We start from the raw sequence: 15,196 nt of genomic DNA on the forward strand, positions 1-15,196 counted from the left end.
TTATCCTTTTTGCAGGTGAATCGTTGAGATGACGCTATAATAAGTTGCATAATCCGCCGGAAAAACCCCATAATCCGGTCTTCATTGTTGCATAAAACGGACAAATAAAATGGACAGGGTCACTGCCGCTCAGGTTTTTATCGCCATTACTGAACAGCGCAGCATGAGCAAAGCCGCAGATATGCTGGGTATGTCCCGTGCGATGGTGACACGCTATCTGGCCGAAATGGAAAACTGGGCCGGTGTGCGGTTGCTGAACCGGACAACCCGCAGCCTGACGCTGACTTCCGCCGGTGAAACGGTGCTGATACAAAGCCGGGAGCTGCTGTCACTGGCGACCGCAATTGCCCGCCCGGTGGTGACAGAAGATGAGGCAGTGAGCGGTCTGGTACGGGTAACCTGTGCTCAGTCGCTGGCGATGGTGGCTCTGTCTAAAGCGCTTGTGCAGTTCAGGGCCCGTTATCCGGCCATTTCTGTGGATGTGCAGGTGACGAATAAGGTGCTCAGTCTGGTGGAGGAACGGATTGATCTGGGTATCCGTATCACCAACAATCTTGAGCCGAATCTGATTGCAAAGCCGCTTTCCCGCTGTGATTCAGTGGTCTGTGCATCACCGGCCTATCTGGAAAAACACGGTTATCCGACGTCACCCGAATCGCTCAGTGAGCTGACCTGCCTGACTTATAATTTCTACGGCCGCAGCCTGTGGCTGTTTGAACGGGATGATGAGGTCATTTCTGTGCCGGTGAGCGGGGCGCTCAGTGCCAATGAATCCACGTTTCTGCTGGAAGCGACGCTGAACGGGGAAGGCATTGCATTGCAGCCGTATTGCTCGGTGTATGAGTATCTGAAAACCGGGCGTCTGGTGCGCCTGTTTCCGGAATACCGGCTGCCTGCACTCGGTATCTACGGCATTTACACCAGCCGTGAGCATATGGCCAGGCCTCTGCGTCTGCTGCTGGATTTCCTGGCGGAGTGGTTTGCGCATTCGCCGGACTGGCTGCCGTATCTTCTGGATGAAAAAACTAACCGCTGACCTGTTTTAATTGCTGCAAAATGACCTGCATATGCTGACGGAGATGTGTGACAAAGATATCCGTTAATACAGAATGCGGTCTGTGTTGCGGGCGGATCAGGCTTACGGTGAACGGAATATCCGCACTGAACGGACGGACACAAATCCCGCTGCAATCCATCGCGGTCAGCGGGTTGACAACAGACACCCCCAAGCCCTCTCTGACCATGGCACAGACTGAAGCAGCACTGTGTGTTTCCATAATCATCCGCCGCGGAATTCGCTTTTCACTGAATAATGCATCAATTTTCTGCCGGTAACTGTCCGCAACGGACAGACTGATAAAATTCTGATGTGCAAAATCAGCGGGTGTCAGAACCGCTTTGCTGCACAGTGGGTGCGATTCCGGCAGCACACAGACTTCACTGAGTGTGAGCAGGGTTTCCTGCAGTGTGCCGGGCGGTGTCAGCTGATGTTCGGTGATCCCCAGATCGTAACGCTGGGCAGAGAGCCACTCTTCAAGCAGCGGGGATTCCTGCGGGGCGATTTCAAAATTCACATCCGGGTATTGTGTATGAAACGTGCGGCAGACAGCAGGCAATAAGGACTGGGCAAATGCGGGCAGGCAGGTGATTGCCAGCTGAGCATGCTGAAACTGGCGGATACTCTCCGCAGCACGGCTGATGCGCTCAAGTCCGTAATACGATCGCTCCACCTCCTCAAATAGCCGCAGTCCCTGTTCAGTCGGGTGCAGACGGCCTTTGATACGGTCAAAAACACGGAATCCCAGGATTTTTTCGAAACGGGCAAGCTCCCGGCTGACAGTCGGCTGGGATGTGTGCAGAAGTTGTGCGGCATCGGTCAGACTTTTTGTTGTCATAACCGCGTGGAATATATCAATGTGACGCCAGGAGTAGTGTTCCATTATCCATCAAATCCATATCAGCAATGAATAGACCTTAGCAAATCAGATATTTTAAATCCCGAAGATTTTTTGTCACGATGGAAAAAAATGAGATCACGATCAAAAAGAGCACAACATCATGACCATCGCAACCAAAACACTCCGCGCCCCGTTTACCCCGGATGCCCTGCGCAGCCTGGCTCAGCAGTACGGTACCCCTCTCTGGTTATATGACAGTGAGGTGATTATCAGCCGTATTGCCCGTCTGAAGCGCTTTGATGTGATCCGTTTTGCGCAGAAAGCCAATTCCAACATTCATATTTTACGCCTGATGCATGAGCATGGCGTGAAAGTGGATTCCGTCTCCGCCGGTGAAATTGAACGGGCGCTGAAAGCCGGTTACCGTCCGGATGAGATAGTTTTTACAGCAGATATGATCACGGAAGAAACGCTGGATCGCGTGCTGGAACTCGGTATTGCGGTGAATACCGGCTCGGTGGATATGCTGCGCCAGATTGGCGCCCGCCGTCCGGGGCATCCGGTGTGGCTGCGTATCAATCCGGGTTTTGGTCACGGGCACAGCCAGAAAACCAATACCGGCGGCGAGAACAGCAAGCACGGGATCTGGTTTTCCGATCTCGGTGAAGCGCTGGCAGAAATCCGTCAGTATCAGCTGACACTGACCGGCATTCATATGCATATCGGTTCCGGTGTGGACTATGAGCACCTTGCGACGGTCTGTGATGCGATGGCGGAGCTGGTGATCACTAATAATCTGGATATCCGTGCGATTTCTGCCGGCGGCGGCTTATCGACCCCTTATCGAGAGGGGGACGAAATTATTGATATCGACAATTATTTCTCACTCTGGGATGCGGCCCGGACACGTATAGCCCGCCATCTCGGCCGGGATATCACTCTGGAAATTGAACCCGGGCGTTATCTGGTGGCAGAATCCGGTATTCTGCTGGCTCAGGTACGGGCCGTGAAAGGAATGGGAAGCCGCCACTATGTACTGGTGGACAGCGGTTTTAATGACCTGATGCGCCCGGCAATGTACGGCAGTTATCACCATATTTCGGTATTACCGGCAGCGGGAGAGCCGCAAAACAGCACATTGCGGGAAACCATTGTGGCGGGGCCGTTATGTGAATCCGGTGATGTTTTTACTCAGCTGGAGGGCGGAATGGTAGTACCGCGTGCGTTACCGGAAGTCAGTGTGAATGATTTTCTGGTTTTTCACGATACCGGGGCATACGGCGCATCGATGTCATCAAATTACAACAGCCGGCCATTATTACCGGAAGTTCTGTTTACAGACGGAAAACTAAAACTTATCCGCCGTCGTCAGACCATTGATGAACTGATGGCGCTGGAAATCACTGAATAATAGATTATCTGTTATCGTTTCTGACTGATATTGAAAATCCCCGGGAATCACATCCCGGGGATTTTATTATTAATACTCCCCGGGAGTATATTAATGTTGTTTTTCTATTACATAAAAACAACAACAGAATGATGATTGTTAACGCAATAATCGCATCCGGAGGCTGTATTCCGGCAGAGTGTGACTGGTGTTATAAAACAGATTGCCTGTCATAGAGTCTCTGCACTGTTCCCTTTATTATCCCTTCAGTCATTTTATTATTTATTACCGGTGCAGTTTTTATATAACAGTACCGGTCAGCTTTTTTCCGGGGACGTGCGTATTATGAATTTAATGCAGCCATTTGTATCAGAAAAATTAACGCTTAAAAATAAATTAGTTTATCCGCCTGTCAGAATAAAACGAGCCACTGACGGTTACGCTGATTACTTTCATCTGGCGCATTATATGTCTTTTGCTGTCGGTCAGGTCGGACTGATTATTATGGAAGAGTGTGCGGTTACGGCTGACGGACGTCTGGGCAGTGGTGCACTGGGTTTATATGAGGACGGGCATGTCGCCATGCTGGCTCAGATTGTGACGATGCTGCAAAATGAAGGCAGCAAAGTGGCGATTCAGCTGAACCATGCTGGCAGTAAATCACGGCTGGAATCCGGCAATATTATTCAGGATATTAATGTATTAACAGCAGATGAAATTACAGCATTGTTTGACTGCTATACAAAGGCCGCCGCGCGGGCAAATAAAGCCGGGTTTGATGCACTGGAAATTATGGCATCTCATGAGTTTTTAATATCTCAGTTTATTGATCGGCGGACAAATCAGCGTACTGATAAATACGGCGATCCGGTTATTTTTCTGACAGAGTTACTGACTGCTGTCCGCCAATCCTGGCCGGAAGAGAAAGCGATTATTCTGCGTATCGGTACGCGTTATTGCGAAGAGGACAGTATTTTATTTACACAAAAAATTCTGCGTAATATTAATCCGCTTATTGATATTGTTCACATATCTAATGGCGGCAGCCAGATGCATGGTACAAATAAAGGTGTTGCTTATCAGCTGGAAGATACCAAAGGTGTTAAAAAAGGCTGTGAAAAACCTGTCATTGTTGTTGGTGGTATTCGCGACCATCAGCTGGCAGACGATATATTAGAGCATCAGTATGCGGATTTAATTGCTGTCGGCTGCGGATTATTACGTAATCCTAACTGGTATCTGGAATATTTACTGAAGCATGATCGTAAATTAATTCCCCGTCCGTATATCCGGGCGTTTCGCTGATAACAGTAAATACAATGACAGGAAGATGTTATGGCAATATCAGCCTTAAAGCGTATTTTCAGTGCCGGTGTTTTATTACTGTGTTTCAGTTGTGCCGGGGCAAAAGAAATCACTGATCTCGCCGGAAACCGGGTCACTATTCCGGATACAGTAGAGCGGATTGCGGTCGTACCTATTCCGTGGATGTCGATGATTTATGTGGTGGATGGCTCGGATGCAAAAATTGCCGGGATGCATCCGTCAGCGAAAGAGGCTTACCGCAATAGTATCCTGAAAACACTGGCACCCGGTATTGAAAAGGTCAACAGCACCTTTGTGAATAAAGATTTCACCATCAACGGTGAGGAACTGGTCAGATTAAATCCGGATCTGGTGATTATCTGGGATTACCAGAAAGAGGAAAAAGAGAAGCTGGATAAACTCGGTATTCCGGCGGTGGCAATCAGATACGGTGATTTGGATGATGTCAAAAACGGAATCAGGTTGCTGGGCGACATTCTGGGCAAAGAGAAGCGTGCCGCAGATTTACTGGCTTTTTTTGACCATCAGATTCAGTCAGTGAACACGGTGACAAGAGACTCAACCCCGGTGACTATTCGTGAGGTGCCGTACGGAAAACCGGGTATTCTGTATGTCAGAGATAAAAACCTGACGGTGGCCGGAAAGACCTCGGTAAACAGCCTGATGATCAACCGGGCCGGGGGCATTAATGTGACAGATGACATGCCGGTTAAACCAAACTGGATCACGGTGTCAGCAGAACAAGTGATTAATCTGGACCCGGACATTATTATTCTGAGCCAGTTTGATTCATTTGTGCCTGAAGATGTCTACCGGAATACGGTTGGCTGGCAGGGGGCAGAAACAATGTCTGCCGTGAAGAACCGACGTATCTATAAAGCACCTATCGGTATTTACCGCTGGGATGCGCCGGGAATAGAAACGCCGCTGATGATGAAATGGATTGAAGCCCGCATTATGCGCAAACCGGCAGATGATGCAGCAATACAGCAGGATATCCGTCAGTTCTTTAAGCAATTCTTCGGTGCCGACCTGACAGAAGCACAAATGCGGGAAATCCTCAGTCTGGATGCCAATATGACCGGCCACAGCAGCACTGACCGGTAAGACAGAGCAGTTATGGCGGAGCAGGGAACGGCTCCGCCATGTTATTTTATGCGCCGGGGTTTTCCCCTTTACGGTAACGATGAGAATTGGCGTGTGACTTCAGGCCGATAATCTCCGGTGCAAACTCATCCACATTGATCGAGCGCAGACGGCTGGCTTCTGCTTTGCGCAGAATATCAGCCTCCTCCGGAGTGACTTTTCCGTCCTCCAGTGCTGTATCCGCCAGTTTATCCAGCCGGGTAAAATCAATATATTTTTCGGCCATACGACTGAGGCGGGCCACCAGCGGTTCAGCGGCCAGAATATCACTGAGTGCAGTATTGAGCAGGCCGTGCGGGTTATTGGGTTCCGGTGCCAGATATTGCCCGCGTCCGATTCTGTCACGGGTGTCAGACGGTTCCTGTAACAGACGGGCGAGTTTGCTGTCCAGTTTATCGGATGGCGGACGGTGATGGCGGCCTGACGGGAAGATAGTCAGACGCAGCAGGGCGGCGACTTTCCGGTCAGGGAAGTTTGTCAGCAGTTCATCCATCGCTTTTTCGGCTTCATACAGACAATCCTGTACTGCCCAGTGTACCAGCGGTAAGTCAGCCTGCGGACGGCCATCCTCATCAAACCGTTTTAAAGTGGCGGATGCGAGGTAAAGCTGGCTGAGTATATCCCCGAGTCTGGCAGAAATCCGCTCACGACGCTTCAGACTGCCGCCGAGTGTCGCCATCGCGATATCTGACAGCAGTGCCAGGTTGGCACTCAGCCGGTTAAGGTGCTGATAATAGCGGCGGGTGGCATCCCGGAATGGTGAAGGACTGAAATATCCGCGTGATAACCCCAGCCAGAAACTGCGGGTGGCGGCAGTTAATACATGGCCGATATGGGCAAACAGCGCGTTATCAAAGTCATTCAGCTGATTATCCGCCGCAGCGGCCATCTCGGTCAGTACATAGGGGTGACAGCGTATGGCTCCCTGACCGAAGATAATCATACTGCGGGTCAGGATATTGGCACCTTCAACAGTAATCGCGATAGGCGCCCCCTGATAGTTGCGGGCGAGGAAATTGGATGGCCCGAGACAGATACCTTTACCGCCTGCAATATCCATCGCATCAATAATGGCACGCTGCCCCCGGTGAGTGCAGTGATATTTTACAATGGCGGACAGAACCGCCGGTTTTTCGCCCAGCATAATACCGGTGGTGATCAGTGTGGCGGCGGCATCCATCAGATAGGCATTCCCGGCAATACGCGCCAGCGGCTCTTCAATCCCTTCCATTTTGCCGATCGGCATCCGGAACTGACGGCGGATATAAGAATAAGCACCAATCGCCATTGCTGCGCTTTTCAGTCCGCCGGTGGCATTGGACGGCAGTGTGATACCGCGCCCGACAGACAGGCATTCCACCAGCATGCGCCAGCCCTGTCCGGCCATTGCCGGACCGCCGATAATATAGTCGAGCGGTACAAAGACATCTTTACCGCGTGTCGGGCCGTTCTGGAACGGGACATTGAGCGGGAAATGACGGGTACCGGTTTCAACCCCCGGCGTATTCACCGGGATCAGTGCGCAGGTGATCCCAAGCGAGGTTTTCTCACCGAGCAATTTATCCGGATCATACAGTTTAAAGGCAAGGCCCAGGACGGTGGCAACCGGTGCCAGCGTGATATAGCGTTTATTCCAGTTCAGGCGCATCCCGATCACCTGTTCACCCTGCCATTCGCCGGTACAGATAATCCCGGTATCCGGGATAGCTCCGGCATCAGAACCGGCTTCCGGGCTGGTCAGGGCAAAGCAGGGGATTTCTTCCCCGGAGGCCAGCCCCGGCAGCCAGCGTTTTTTCTGTTCGTCAGTTCCGTAGTGTTGTAACAACTCGCCCGGCCCCAGTGAATTGGGGACACCAACGGTTATCGCCAGAATACCGGAAACTCCGGCCAGTTTTTGCAGCACCCGCGCCTGGGCATAGGCGGAGAACGCCAGACCGCCGTATTCCTTGCGGATGATCATGGCGAAGAATTTATGATCACGCAGGAACTGCCATAATTCCGGCGGCAGATCCGCCAGCTCATGGGTGATTTCAAAATCATTGGCCATCCGGCAGGCTTCTTCTGCCGGGCCGTCAAGAAACGCCTGTTCTTCCGCCGTCAGTTGCGGAGCGGGGTAGCTGTGCAGCTTCTGCCAGTCCGGTTGTCCGCGGAACAGATCGCCTTCCCACCAGGTGGTACCTGCATCAATCGCTTCTTTTTCTGTCTGTGACATCGGTGGCATCACTTTACGGAACAGCAGCATCAGACGGCTGCTGAACAGAGCTTTACGGACGGACGTGATCACAAACGGCAGGAAAATCAGTGCCAGAAGAACGGTGACAGCAAACGGCCATAAACGGAAGACATTCATGATGAGACTGAACAGTATCAGTGCTGTTGCACTGTACTTCAGACTGACCCGGTGAAAAGCGAGCAGCCCGGTGGCGGCGATAAATAAAATTATGCTGAGTAGTAACATGATGAACCTCCGTATAGGGGTATTCGTGTCAGTACAATGTGACATCAGAGGTCTGACCTGTTGTGTTCAGATCTAGCGCAACCAAAAAATAACTTCAATGATTTCACATTTTATTTACAACTTAGCTCACAAAATTAGCAGAACAAAACCCGGACGTTGACAAACCCGCAGGGGTTGGCGGCGACCGGATGTCTTATTTGCAGATGCCACGGATTGTGACTTCTTTCACCGGGGCAGATCCGTTACACTCAGAACAGACAAATCCGATTCATTTTCAGGAGCCTATCTCTATGTACCAGGAACTTATCCGCGGTGAACTGACCGAAGCAGCGGCAACCCTCGATAACTTTTTGAAAGATGAGAATAATATTGATGCAATCCGCCGGGCTGCTGTCATGCTGGCTGATTCTTTTAAAGCGGGCGGCAAAGTTATGTCATGCGGTAACGGTGGTTCACACTGTGATGCGATGCATTTTGCGGAAGAACTGACAGGACGTTACCGTGAAAACCGTCCGGGATATCCGGCAATTGCTATTTCTGATGTCAGCCACTTATCCTGCGTAAGTAATGATTTCGGCTATGAATATGTTTTCTCCCGCTTTGTGGAGTCTGTCGGCCGTGAAGGAGATGTGTTACTCGGTATCTCCACATCCGGTAACTCCGGCAACATTATCAAAGCGATTGAAGCGGCACGCGCCAAAGGTATGAAAGTGATCACACTGACCGGTAAAGACGGCGGTAAAATGGCGGGCAGTGCGGATATTGAAATTCGTGTACCACACTTTGGTTATGCGGATCGCATTCAGGAAATCCATATTAAGGTTATTCATATTCTGATCATGCTGATCGAAAAAGAAATGGTGAAATAACCCGGCCCGGCATCTGAAAAAGCACTCCGCTATCCGGCCGGGTGCTTTTTTTATGTCGTGAGGCAGGACTTATTCATGATAAGCATAAAGTATCTTATATATAACCAAATCATCTAAAAAAATGATATTTCCGTAATTGTGAAACTAACGAATTGCGGGTAACAATAGTCTTCAGTTATCACGAAACCGGGTAAGGGAGAAAGGCAATGTGTGAATTGCTGGGGATGAGCGCGAATGTCCCGACTGATATTCATTTCAGTCTCAGCGGTCTGATCCCGCGCGGAGGGGAAACCGGGCCGCATAAAGACGGGTGGGGAATTACGTTTTATGAAGGAATGGGGTGCCGGACCTTCAAAGACGCGCGTGCCTGCTGTCATTCTCCTGTCGCCCGTTTTGTCCGCGATTATCCCGTCAAATCCGAAGCGGTGATTGCACATATCCGCCAGGCAAACCGGGGAGTGGTCTCGCTGGAAAATACCCATCCTTTTACCCGTGAGTTGTGGGGACGAAACTGGACATATGCCCACAACGGGCAGCTCAGCGGCTATGAACACCTGGCGACCGGTTTTTTTACCCCCGTCGGTCAGACTGACAGCGAGCATGCATTCTGCTGGCTGCTGAATCAGCTGAAAGAAAAATACCCGCAGCCGCCGCAGGATCTGCAGGCAGTATTCCGTGATATGAAGCGGCTGGCGGATGAGTTACGGCAGTTCGGCGTCTTTAATATGCTGTTGTCAGACGGCAGCTATGTGCTGGCGTACTGCTCCACCAATCTGCACTGGATCACCCGCCGCGCGCCTTTTGGTAAAGCGCGGCTGGTGGACAGTGATGTGGAGATCGATTTTTCTCAGCACACCAGCCCGGATGATGTGGTCTCGGTTATCGCCACACAACCGCTGACCGGCAATGAGCAGTGGCAGAAAATCCGGCCGGGTGAGGCGGTTCTTTTTTACTACGGCGAGCGTGATGCATCCGTGTTCTGAGTCAGCAGGCCGGCTTCTGCTGCAGGTCCCGGTACGGCCGTGTGTGCGGCGGTGACATAACGGCCGTTAATAACAGCAACCACCGCCGGGATCTGATTCTCGGTAAAGTACTGATAAGCGGGTTGTAACTGCTGCCAGAAGGCCAGATGTGAGGAATTCCGGTGGCGGTTCATATTCTCCGGTGTCATCCGGAAAGGATAAATCGCAATATTCAGATCCGCCTGTCCGCTCAGCAGGGCGCTTTCCACATAGCGGTAAATCTCATCAATATAGGCATCCGTCATGGCGTAGCAGCCGACAGATTTGCAGTCGCCGTGAACCATCAGATAATCCCCGGTATAGCCGTGTGCACGGTCAAATTCATTGGGAAAACCAAGGTTGATAGCTCGGTAAAACCGACTGTTCGGGTTGAGCTGTGACAGACTGATGCGGTAAAAACCTTCAGGGCTTTTTAAATCACCGGTCAGCTGTTTAGGTCCCAGACCGCCGGAAAACTGACAAACCGGATAGCGTTTTACCAGTTTAAAACGTCCGTTATTCTCCCGCGTGTATAACTCCAGCTCTTTTTCTTCTTTAAATATCTGTATAAATACCCGGCTGTTACGGACATCACTTACCGGTGCCGTAAGCCATAATGACGGGGATTTTCCCGTCGTTGCCGATGATTGCCCTGCAAAAAACAGCAGGCCGATCATGATAAAAATGATATGTCGCATTCTCAGTATTCAGGATGGCAATAGGTTGGTGAAAAAAGTAACAACAGATTGCCATGATGCAGATAATTTGTGAATGGTTTCCGGTGAGAATAAAATCGTTTGTTACAAACATTATTGTGGTCAAAAAATAAACAGCAGTCGGTAAAGGTGATTAAATTACTCGGTAAAGACGAGTTTTCCGGCTTTTTCTGATCACAATAATCCCATTTGCTTGAGCCAGGTCACTCGTTTCACCGGACAGAATTGTTGTGAAGTGGTAAAATAATGCGGATCTGGTTTAAGCAAAATCGTGACATACATCGGAGAAAACAGCCCGGGGCGACAACAGCGGCCCGGAGTGTTTTTATTGTTGAGTTGTCATACGCTGCTGCGGCAGTAATGACGTGGGTTTAACGAAAACTTGTGCAAATTTTATGATTAAAATTAAAAAAGGACTCGACCTGCCGATCGCAGGATCACCTGCTCAAGTCACAGAAGATGGCCCCTCAGTCCGCCACGTAGCGCTGCTGGGTGAAGAATACATCGGGATGCGTCCGTCTATGCTGGTTCAGGAAGGTGAATCAGTGAAGAAAGGACAGGCTCTTTTTGAAGATAAAAAGAACCCCGGTGTGATTTTTACCAGCCCCGCCTGCGGACAGGTAAAAGCCATCAATCGTGGCGAACGTCGTGTATTACAATCGGTGGTGATTGAAATACAGGGAGACGAGCAATTCACATTTGACAGTTATGACCGCCGGGATCTGCCGTCACTGACCCGTGAACAGGCAGAGAAAAACCTGGTGGCCTCCGGATTGTGGACCGCGCTGCGGACCCGTCCGTTCAGCCGTACCCCCGCACCGGGCTCTGTGCCTGCCGCCATTTTTGTCACCGCGATGGATACCAATCCGCTGGCGGCCGACCCGGTGGTGATTATCCGTCAGGAACAAATCGCGTTTGATGACGGTTTACAGGTACTGAGCTGTCTGACGGAAGGGAAGGTTCATGTCTGCCACGGTACAGCTGACTTCGTAAAAGTTACCGATAACAATCGTGTCAGTTATACACAGTTCAGCGGCCCGCATCCGGCAGGTCTTGCCGGTACGCATATCCATTTCCTGGAGCCGGTCAGCGCAACGAAAACAGTCTGGTCTCTGAATTACCAGGATGTTATCGCTATCGGTAAACTGTTTACGACCGGTTTTCTGTACACCGACCGTATTGTGGCACTCGGCGGCCCGCAGGTGGAAAACCCGCGTCTGCTGAGAACCCGTCTTGGTGCGGATCTGTATGAACTGACCGAAGGGCAGCTGAAAGCCGGTGAAAACCGCATCATTTCCGGTTCTGTCCTGTGGGGCGTGGCCAGTGATGAAGTGCATCACTATCTGGGACGCTTTACCAATCAGGTATCCGTTCTGGAAGAAGGCCGTGAAAAAGAGCTGTTCGGCTGGATCATGCCGGGGACTGACAAATACACCGTTACCCGCACCACTCTGGGTCACTTCTTTAAGAAGAAACTGTTCTCATTTACTACATCAATGAATGGCGGCGAACGTTCCATGGTGCCAATCGGCAGTTATGAACGTGTCATGCCGCTCGACATTATGGCGACACATTTCCTGCGCGATCTGCTGGCGGGCGATACTGACAGCGCACAGGCGCTGGGTGCGCTGGAGCTGGATGAGGAAGATCTGGGGCTGTGTACCTATGTCTGTCAGAGTAAATATGAGTACGGCCCGGTGCTGCGTGACGTACTGACCAGGATTGAGCAGGAAGGATAATCATGGGTCTGAAAAAATTTCTGGAAAAAATTGAGCCGCATTTTGAACCGGGCGGTAAATTACAGAGATGGTATGCACTGTATGAAGCAGCGGCCACCATCTTCTATACCCCGGGGACAGTTACCCGCGGGCGTTCACATGTCCGTGATTCCATCGACCTTAAGCGTCTGATGATCCTGGTCTGGTTATCCGTTTTCCCGGCAATGTTCTGGGGGATGTATAACGTCGGTAACCAGGCAATGCCGGTGCTGCTGGATATGTACAGCGGTGCCGAGCTTCAGCAGGTGATTGCCGGTGACTGGCATTATCGTCTGGCAGAACTCATCGGCGTGTCCTTTACTCAGGATGCGGGCTGGGTCAGCAAAATGCTGTTCGGTGCCGTTTATTTCCTGCCGATCTACGCAGTCATTTTTATCGTGGGCGGCTTCTGGGAAGTCCTGTTTGCGATGATTCGCGGGCATGAAATCAACGAAGGCTTCTTTATTACCTCCATTCTGCTGGCACTGATTGTTCCGCCGACACTGCCGTTATGGCAGGCTGCGCTGGCTGTCACCTTTGGTGTGGTGGTCGCGAAGGAAATCTTCGGCGGGACAGGACGTAACTTCCTGAACCCGGCGCTGGCCGGTCGTGCGTTCCTGTTCTTTGCCTATCCGGCTCAGATTTCCGGTGACACGGTCTGGACTGCCGCTGACGGCTTCTCCGGCGCAACGCCGCTGTCACAGTGGGCTGTCGGTGGTGAGCATCAGCTGGTCAACACCATGACCAATCAGCCGATTTCATGGATGGATGCTTTTATCGGTAACGTGCCGGGCTCGATTGGTGAAGTATCCACACTGATGATTCTGATCGGTGGTGCCGTCATTCTGTTTGCCCGTATCGCTTCTCTGCGTATTGTGGCCGGTGTGATGATCGGGATGATCGCGATGTCAGCCGTCTTTAATATGATTGGCTCTGACACCAACCCGCTGTTTGCTATGCCGTGGTACTGGCATCTGGTTCTTGGCGGTTTTGCCTTCGGTATGATTTTCATGGCGACGGACCCGGTTTCAGCCTCGTTTACCGATAAAGGTAAATGGGCTTACGGGATACTGATCGGGGTTATGTGTGTCCTGATCCGTGTGGCAAACCCGGCATATCCGGAAGGGATGATGCTGGCTATCCTGTTCGCCAACTTATTCGCCCCGTTATTTGATTATCTGGTGGTTCAGGCAAACATTAAACGGAGAAAAGCACGTGGCTAATGAAAAAACGAAAAACAAGGACAGTGTCGCAAGAACGTTTATCGTAGTCTTCGTCCTTTGCCTTGTGTGTTCGATAGTCGTGGCCGGTTCTGCGGTGGGGCTGAAATCCACGCAGCAGACACAGATTATGCTGGATAAGCAGCGTAACATTCTGGATGTGGCCGGGTTACTCACGCCATCCATGCCGGCGAATGAAATCGACGCAGTCTATAAAAAATTCATCAGAGCAAAAATGGTGGATTTAAAAACCGGTCAGATGACTGACAGTACTGCCAAATACGATCTCAACGATGAACTGCGCAGCGATGAGACCAGTATTGCCTTGTCACCGGAAGAAGATCTGGCGAAAATCCGCCGCCGTGCTAACAGCGCGGAAATCTATCTGGTACAGAATGAGCAGGGTGAAACCAGCAAGATTGTTCTGCCGGTTTACGGCTCCGGTCTGTGGTCGGTGATGTATGCCTTTATCGCGATTGACGTGGACGGTATTACCTCTGAGGGGATCACTTATTACCAGCACGGTGAAACGCCGGGACTGGGTGGTGAAGTGGATAACCCGCAATGGCGTAAACAGTGGATTGGTAAAAAGCTGTTTAATGAAGAAGGTATGCCGGCCATTAAAATTGTCCGCAGCGGCTCAACTGACAGCCCGTACGGCATTGATGGTTTATCCGGTGCGACACTGACCTCAAACGGCATCCAGCATATGTTTGATTTCTGGCTGGGCGACAACGGTTTTGGCCCGTTCCTGAAAACAGTACGCGAAGGAGCGTTGAATCATGGCTGATAGTAAAGAAATTAAACGCGTTCTTCTCGGACCGTTATTAGATAACAACCCGATTGCCCTCCAGGTTCTGGGTGTGTGTTCGGCGCTGGCGGTAACCACCAAACTGGAAACCGCACTGGTTATGACCATCGCGGTCACCCTGGTAACAGCATTCTCCAGTATGTTTATCTCAATGATCCGTAATTTCATTCCGGGCAGTGTGCGGATTATTGTTCAGATGGCGATTATCGCCTCGCTGGTTATTCTTGTTGACCAGATTCTGCGGGCTTACGCCTACGGCATCTCCAAACAGCTTTCCGTGTTCGTCGGCCTGATCATTACCAACTGTATTGTAATGGGACGAGCGGAAGCGTATGCGATGAAAGCACCGCCGCTGGAAAGCTTTATGGATGGTATCGGTAACGGATTAGGTTACGGCGTGATCCTGCTGCTGGTGGGTTTCTTCCGCGAACTGATCGGCTCCGGTAAACTTTTTGGTGTGACTATGCTGGAAACGGTACAGAACGGCGGCTGGTATCTGCCGAACGGTCTGTTCCTGCTGGCTCCGAGCGCATTCTTCATCATCGGGATGCTCATCTGGGGTATTCGTACCCTGAAACCGTCACAAGTTGAGAAGGATTAAGAT

Annotated in this window: 13 protein-coding genes; 10 read left to right on the forward strand and 3 right to left on the reverse strand. The window is 51.0% G+C overall.

Going from position 1 to position 15,196, the window contains the following annotated elements:
- The first annotated feature begins 109 nt into the window (after positions 1-109).
- Positions 110-1,036, forward strand: a complete 927-nt coding sequence (locus AAZR23_RS13670) for a LysR family transcriptional regulator (RefSeq protein WP_434693199.1) — start codon at positions 110-112, stop codon at positions 1,034-1,036.
- Here AAZR23_RS13670 and AAZR23_RS13675 read toward each other — a convergent pair.
- Positions 1,026-1,940, reverse strand: a complete 915-nt coding sequence (locus AAZR23_RS13675; protein ID WP_046895188.1) for a LysR family transcriptional regulator — start codon at positions 1,938-1,940, stop codon at positions 1,026-1,028. The two genes, AAZR23_RS13670 and AAZR23_RS13675, sit on opposite strands and share 11 nt — an antisense overlap.
- A 118-nt stretch (positions 1,941-2,058) precedes the next feature.
- Here AAZR23_RS13675 and lysA point away from each other — a divergent pair, with 118 nt between their 5' ends.
- From lysA to AAZR23_RS13690, 3 genes are all read left to right on the forward strand, one after another.
- The gene (lysA, locus tag AAZR23_RS13680) at positions 2,059-3,309 is read left to right on the forward strand and encodes a diaminopimelate decarboxylase (RefSeq protein ID WP_434693202.1); all 1,251 of its coding nucleotides are present in this window, start codon (positions 2,059-2,061) and stop codon (positions 3,307-3,309) included.
- A 333-nt stretch (positions 3,310-3,642) separates the two neighbouring features.
- Positions 3,643-4,593, forward strand: coding sequence for an NADH:flavin oxidoreductase (locus AAZR23_RS13685; RefSeq protein ID WP_434693267.1), 951 nt, complete (start codon positions 3,643-3,645; stop codon positions 4,591-4,593).
- A 30-nt stretch (positions 4,594-4,623) separates the two neighbouring features.
- The gene (locus tag AAZR23_RS13690) at positions 4,624-5,721 is read left to right on the forward strand and encodes an ABC transporter substrate-binding protein (protein ID WP_349417569.1); all 1,098 of its coding nucleotides are present in this window, start codon (positions 4,624-4,626) and stop codon (positions 5,719-5,721) included.
- Between the two features lie 46 nt (positions 5,722-5,767).
- Here the strand turns inward: AAZR23_RS13690 and fadE are convergent, their stop codons facing one another.
- Entirely contained in the window at positions 5,768-8,218 is a 2,451-nt protein-coding gene (gene fadE / locus AAZR23_RS13695) for an acyl-CoA dehydrogenase FadE (protein ID WP_434693205.1), read from the reverse strand.
- Between the two features lie 290 nt (positions 8,219-8,508).
- On the opposite strand from fadE, the gene lpcA reads away from it, so the two are divergent.
- On the forward strand, positions 8,509-9,087 hold the full coding sequence (lpcA, locus tag AAZR23_RS13700; RefSeq protein WP_024472650.1) for a D-sedoheptulose 7-phosphate isomerase: 579 nt from the start codon (positions 8,509-8,511) through the stop codon (positions 9,085-9,087).
- A 206-nt stretch (positions 9,088-9,293) separates the two neighbouring features.
- A complete protein-coding gene (locus AAZR23_RS13705) occupies positions 9,294-10,070 on the forward strand; it encodes a class II glutamine amidotransferase (protein ID WP_052926443.1) in 777 nt (258 codons plus the stop codon).
- On the opposite strand, the gene AAZR23_RS13710 is transcribed toward AAZR23_RS13705, so the two are convergent.
- Positions 10,040-10,786: a L,D-transpeptidase family protein gene (locus AAZR23_RS13710; protein WP_166707166.1), complete on the reverse strand. Its 747-nt coding sequence runs from the start codon at positions 10,784-10,786 to the stop codon at positions 10,040-10,042. The genes AAZR23_RS13705 and AAZR23_RS13710 overlap by 31 nt on opposite strands.
- 413 nt (positions 10,787-11,199) lie before the next feature.
- Here AAZR23_RS13710 and AAZR23_RS13715 point away from each other — a divergent pair, with 413 nt between their 5' ends.
- The 4 genes from AAZR23_RS13715 to AAZR23_RS13730 are packed head-to-tail and all read left to right on the forward strand — an operon-like array spanning position 11,200 to position 15,193.
- Positions 11,200-12,543 (forward strand): Na(+)-translocating NADH-quinone reductase subunit A, encoded by a 1,344-nt coding sequence (locus AAZR23_RS13715; protein ID WP_046895194.1) that lies wholly within the window; start codon positions 11,200-11,202, stop codon positions 12,541-12,543.
- 2 nt (positions 12,544-12,545) lie between these two features.
- Complete coding sequence (locus tag AAZR23_RS13720) at positions 12,546-13,784, forward strand: NADH:ubiquinone reductase (Na(+)-transporting) subunit B (protein ID WP_218427611.1); 1,239 nt, start codon at positions 12,546-12,548, stop codon at positions 13,782-13,784.
- The gene (locus tag AAZR23_RS13725) at positions 13,777-14,571 is read left to right on the forward strand and encodes a Na(+)-translocating NADH-quinone reductase subunit C (RefSeq protein ID WP_166707168.1); all 795 of its coding nucleotides are present in this window, start codon (positions 13,777-13,779) and stop codon (positions 14,569-14,571) included. Before AAZR23_RS13720 ends, AAZR23_RS13725 begins: the two co-directional genes overlap by 8 nt.
- A complete protein-coding gene (locus AAZR23_RS13730; protein ID WP_046895197.1) occupies positions 14,564-15,193 on the forward strand; it encodes an NADH:ubiquinone reductase (Na(+)-transporting) subunit D in 630 nt (209 codons plus the stop codon). Before AAZR23_RS13725 ends, AAZR23_RS13730 begins: the two co-directional genes overlap by 8 nt.
- The last annotated feature ends 3 nt before the right edge of the window (positions 15,194-15,196 follow it).

This window comes from Morganella sp. Je.2.23 (assembly GCF_051129855.1).
Taxonomy (GTDB): domain Bacteria; phylum Pseudomonadota; class Gammaproteobacteria; order Enterobacterales; family Enterobacteriaceae; genus Morganella; species Morganella sibonii.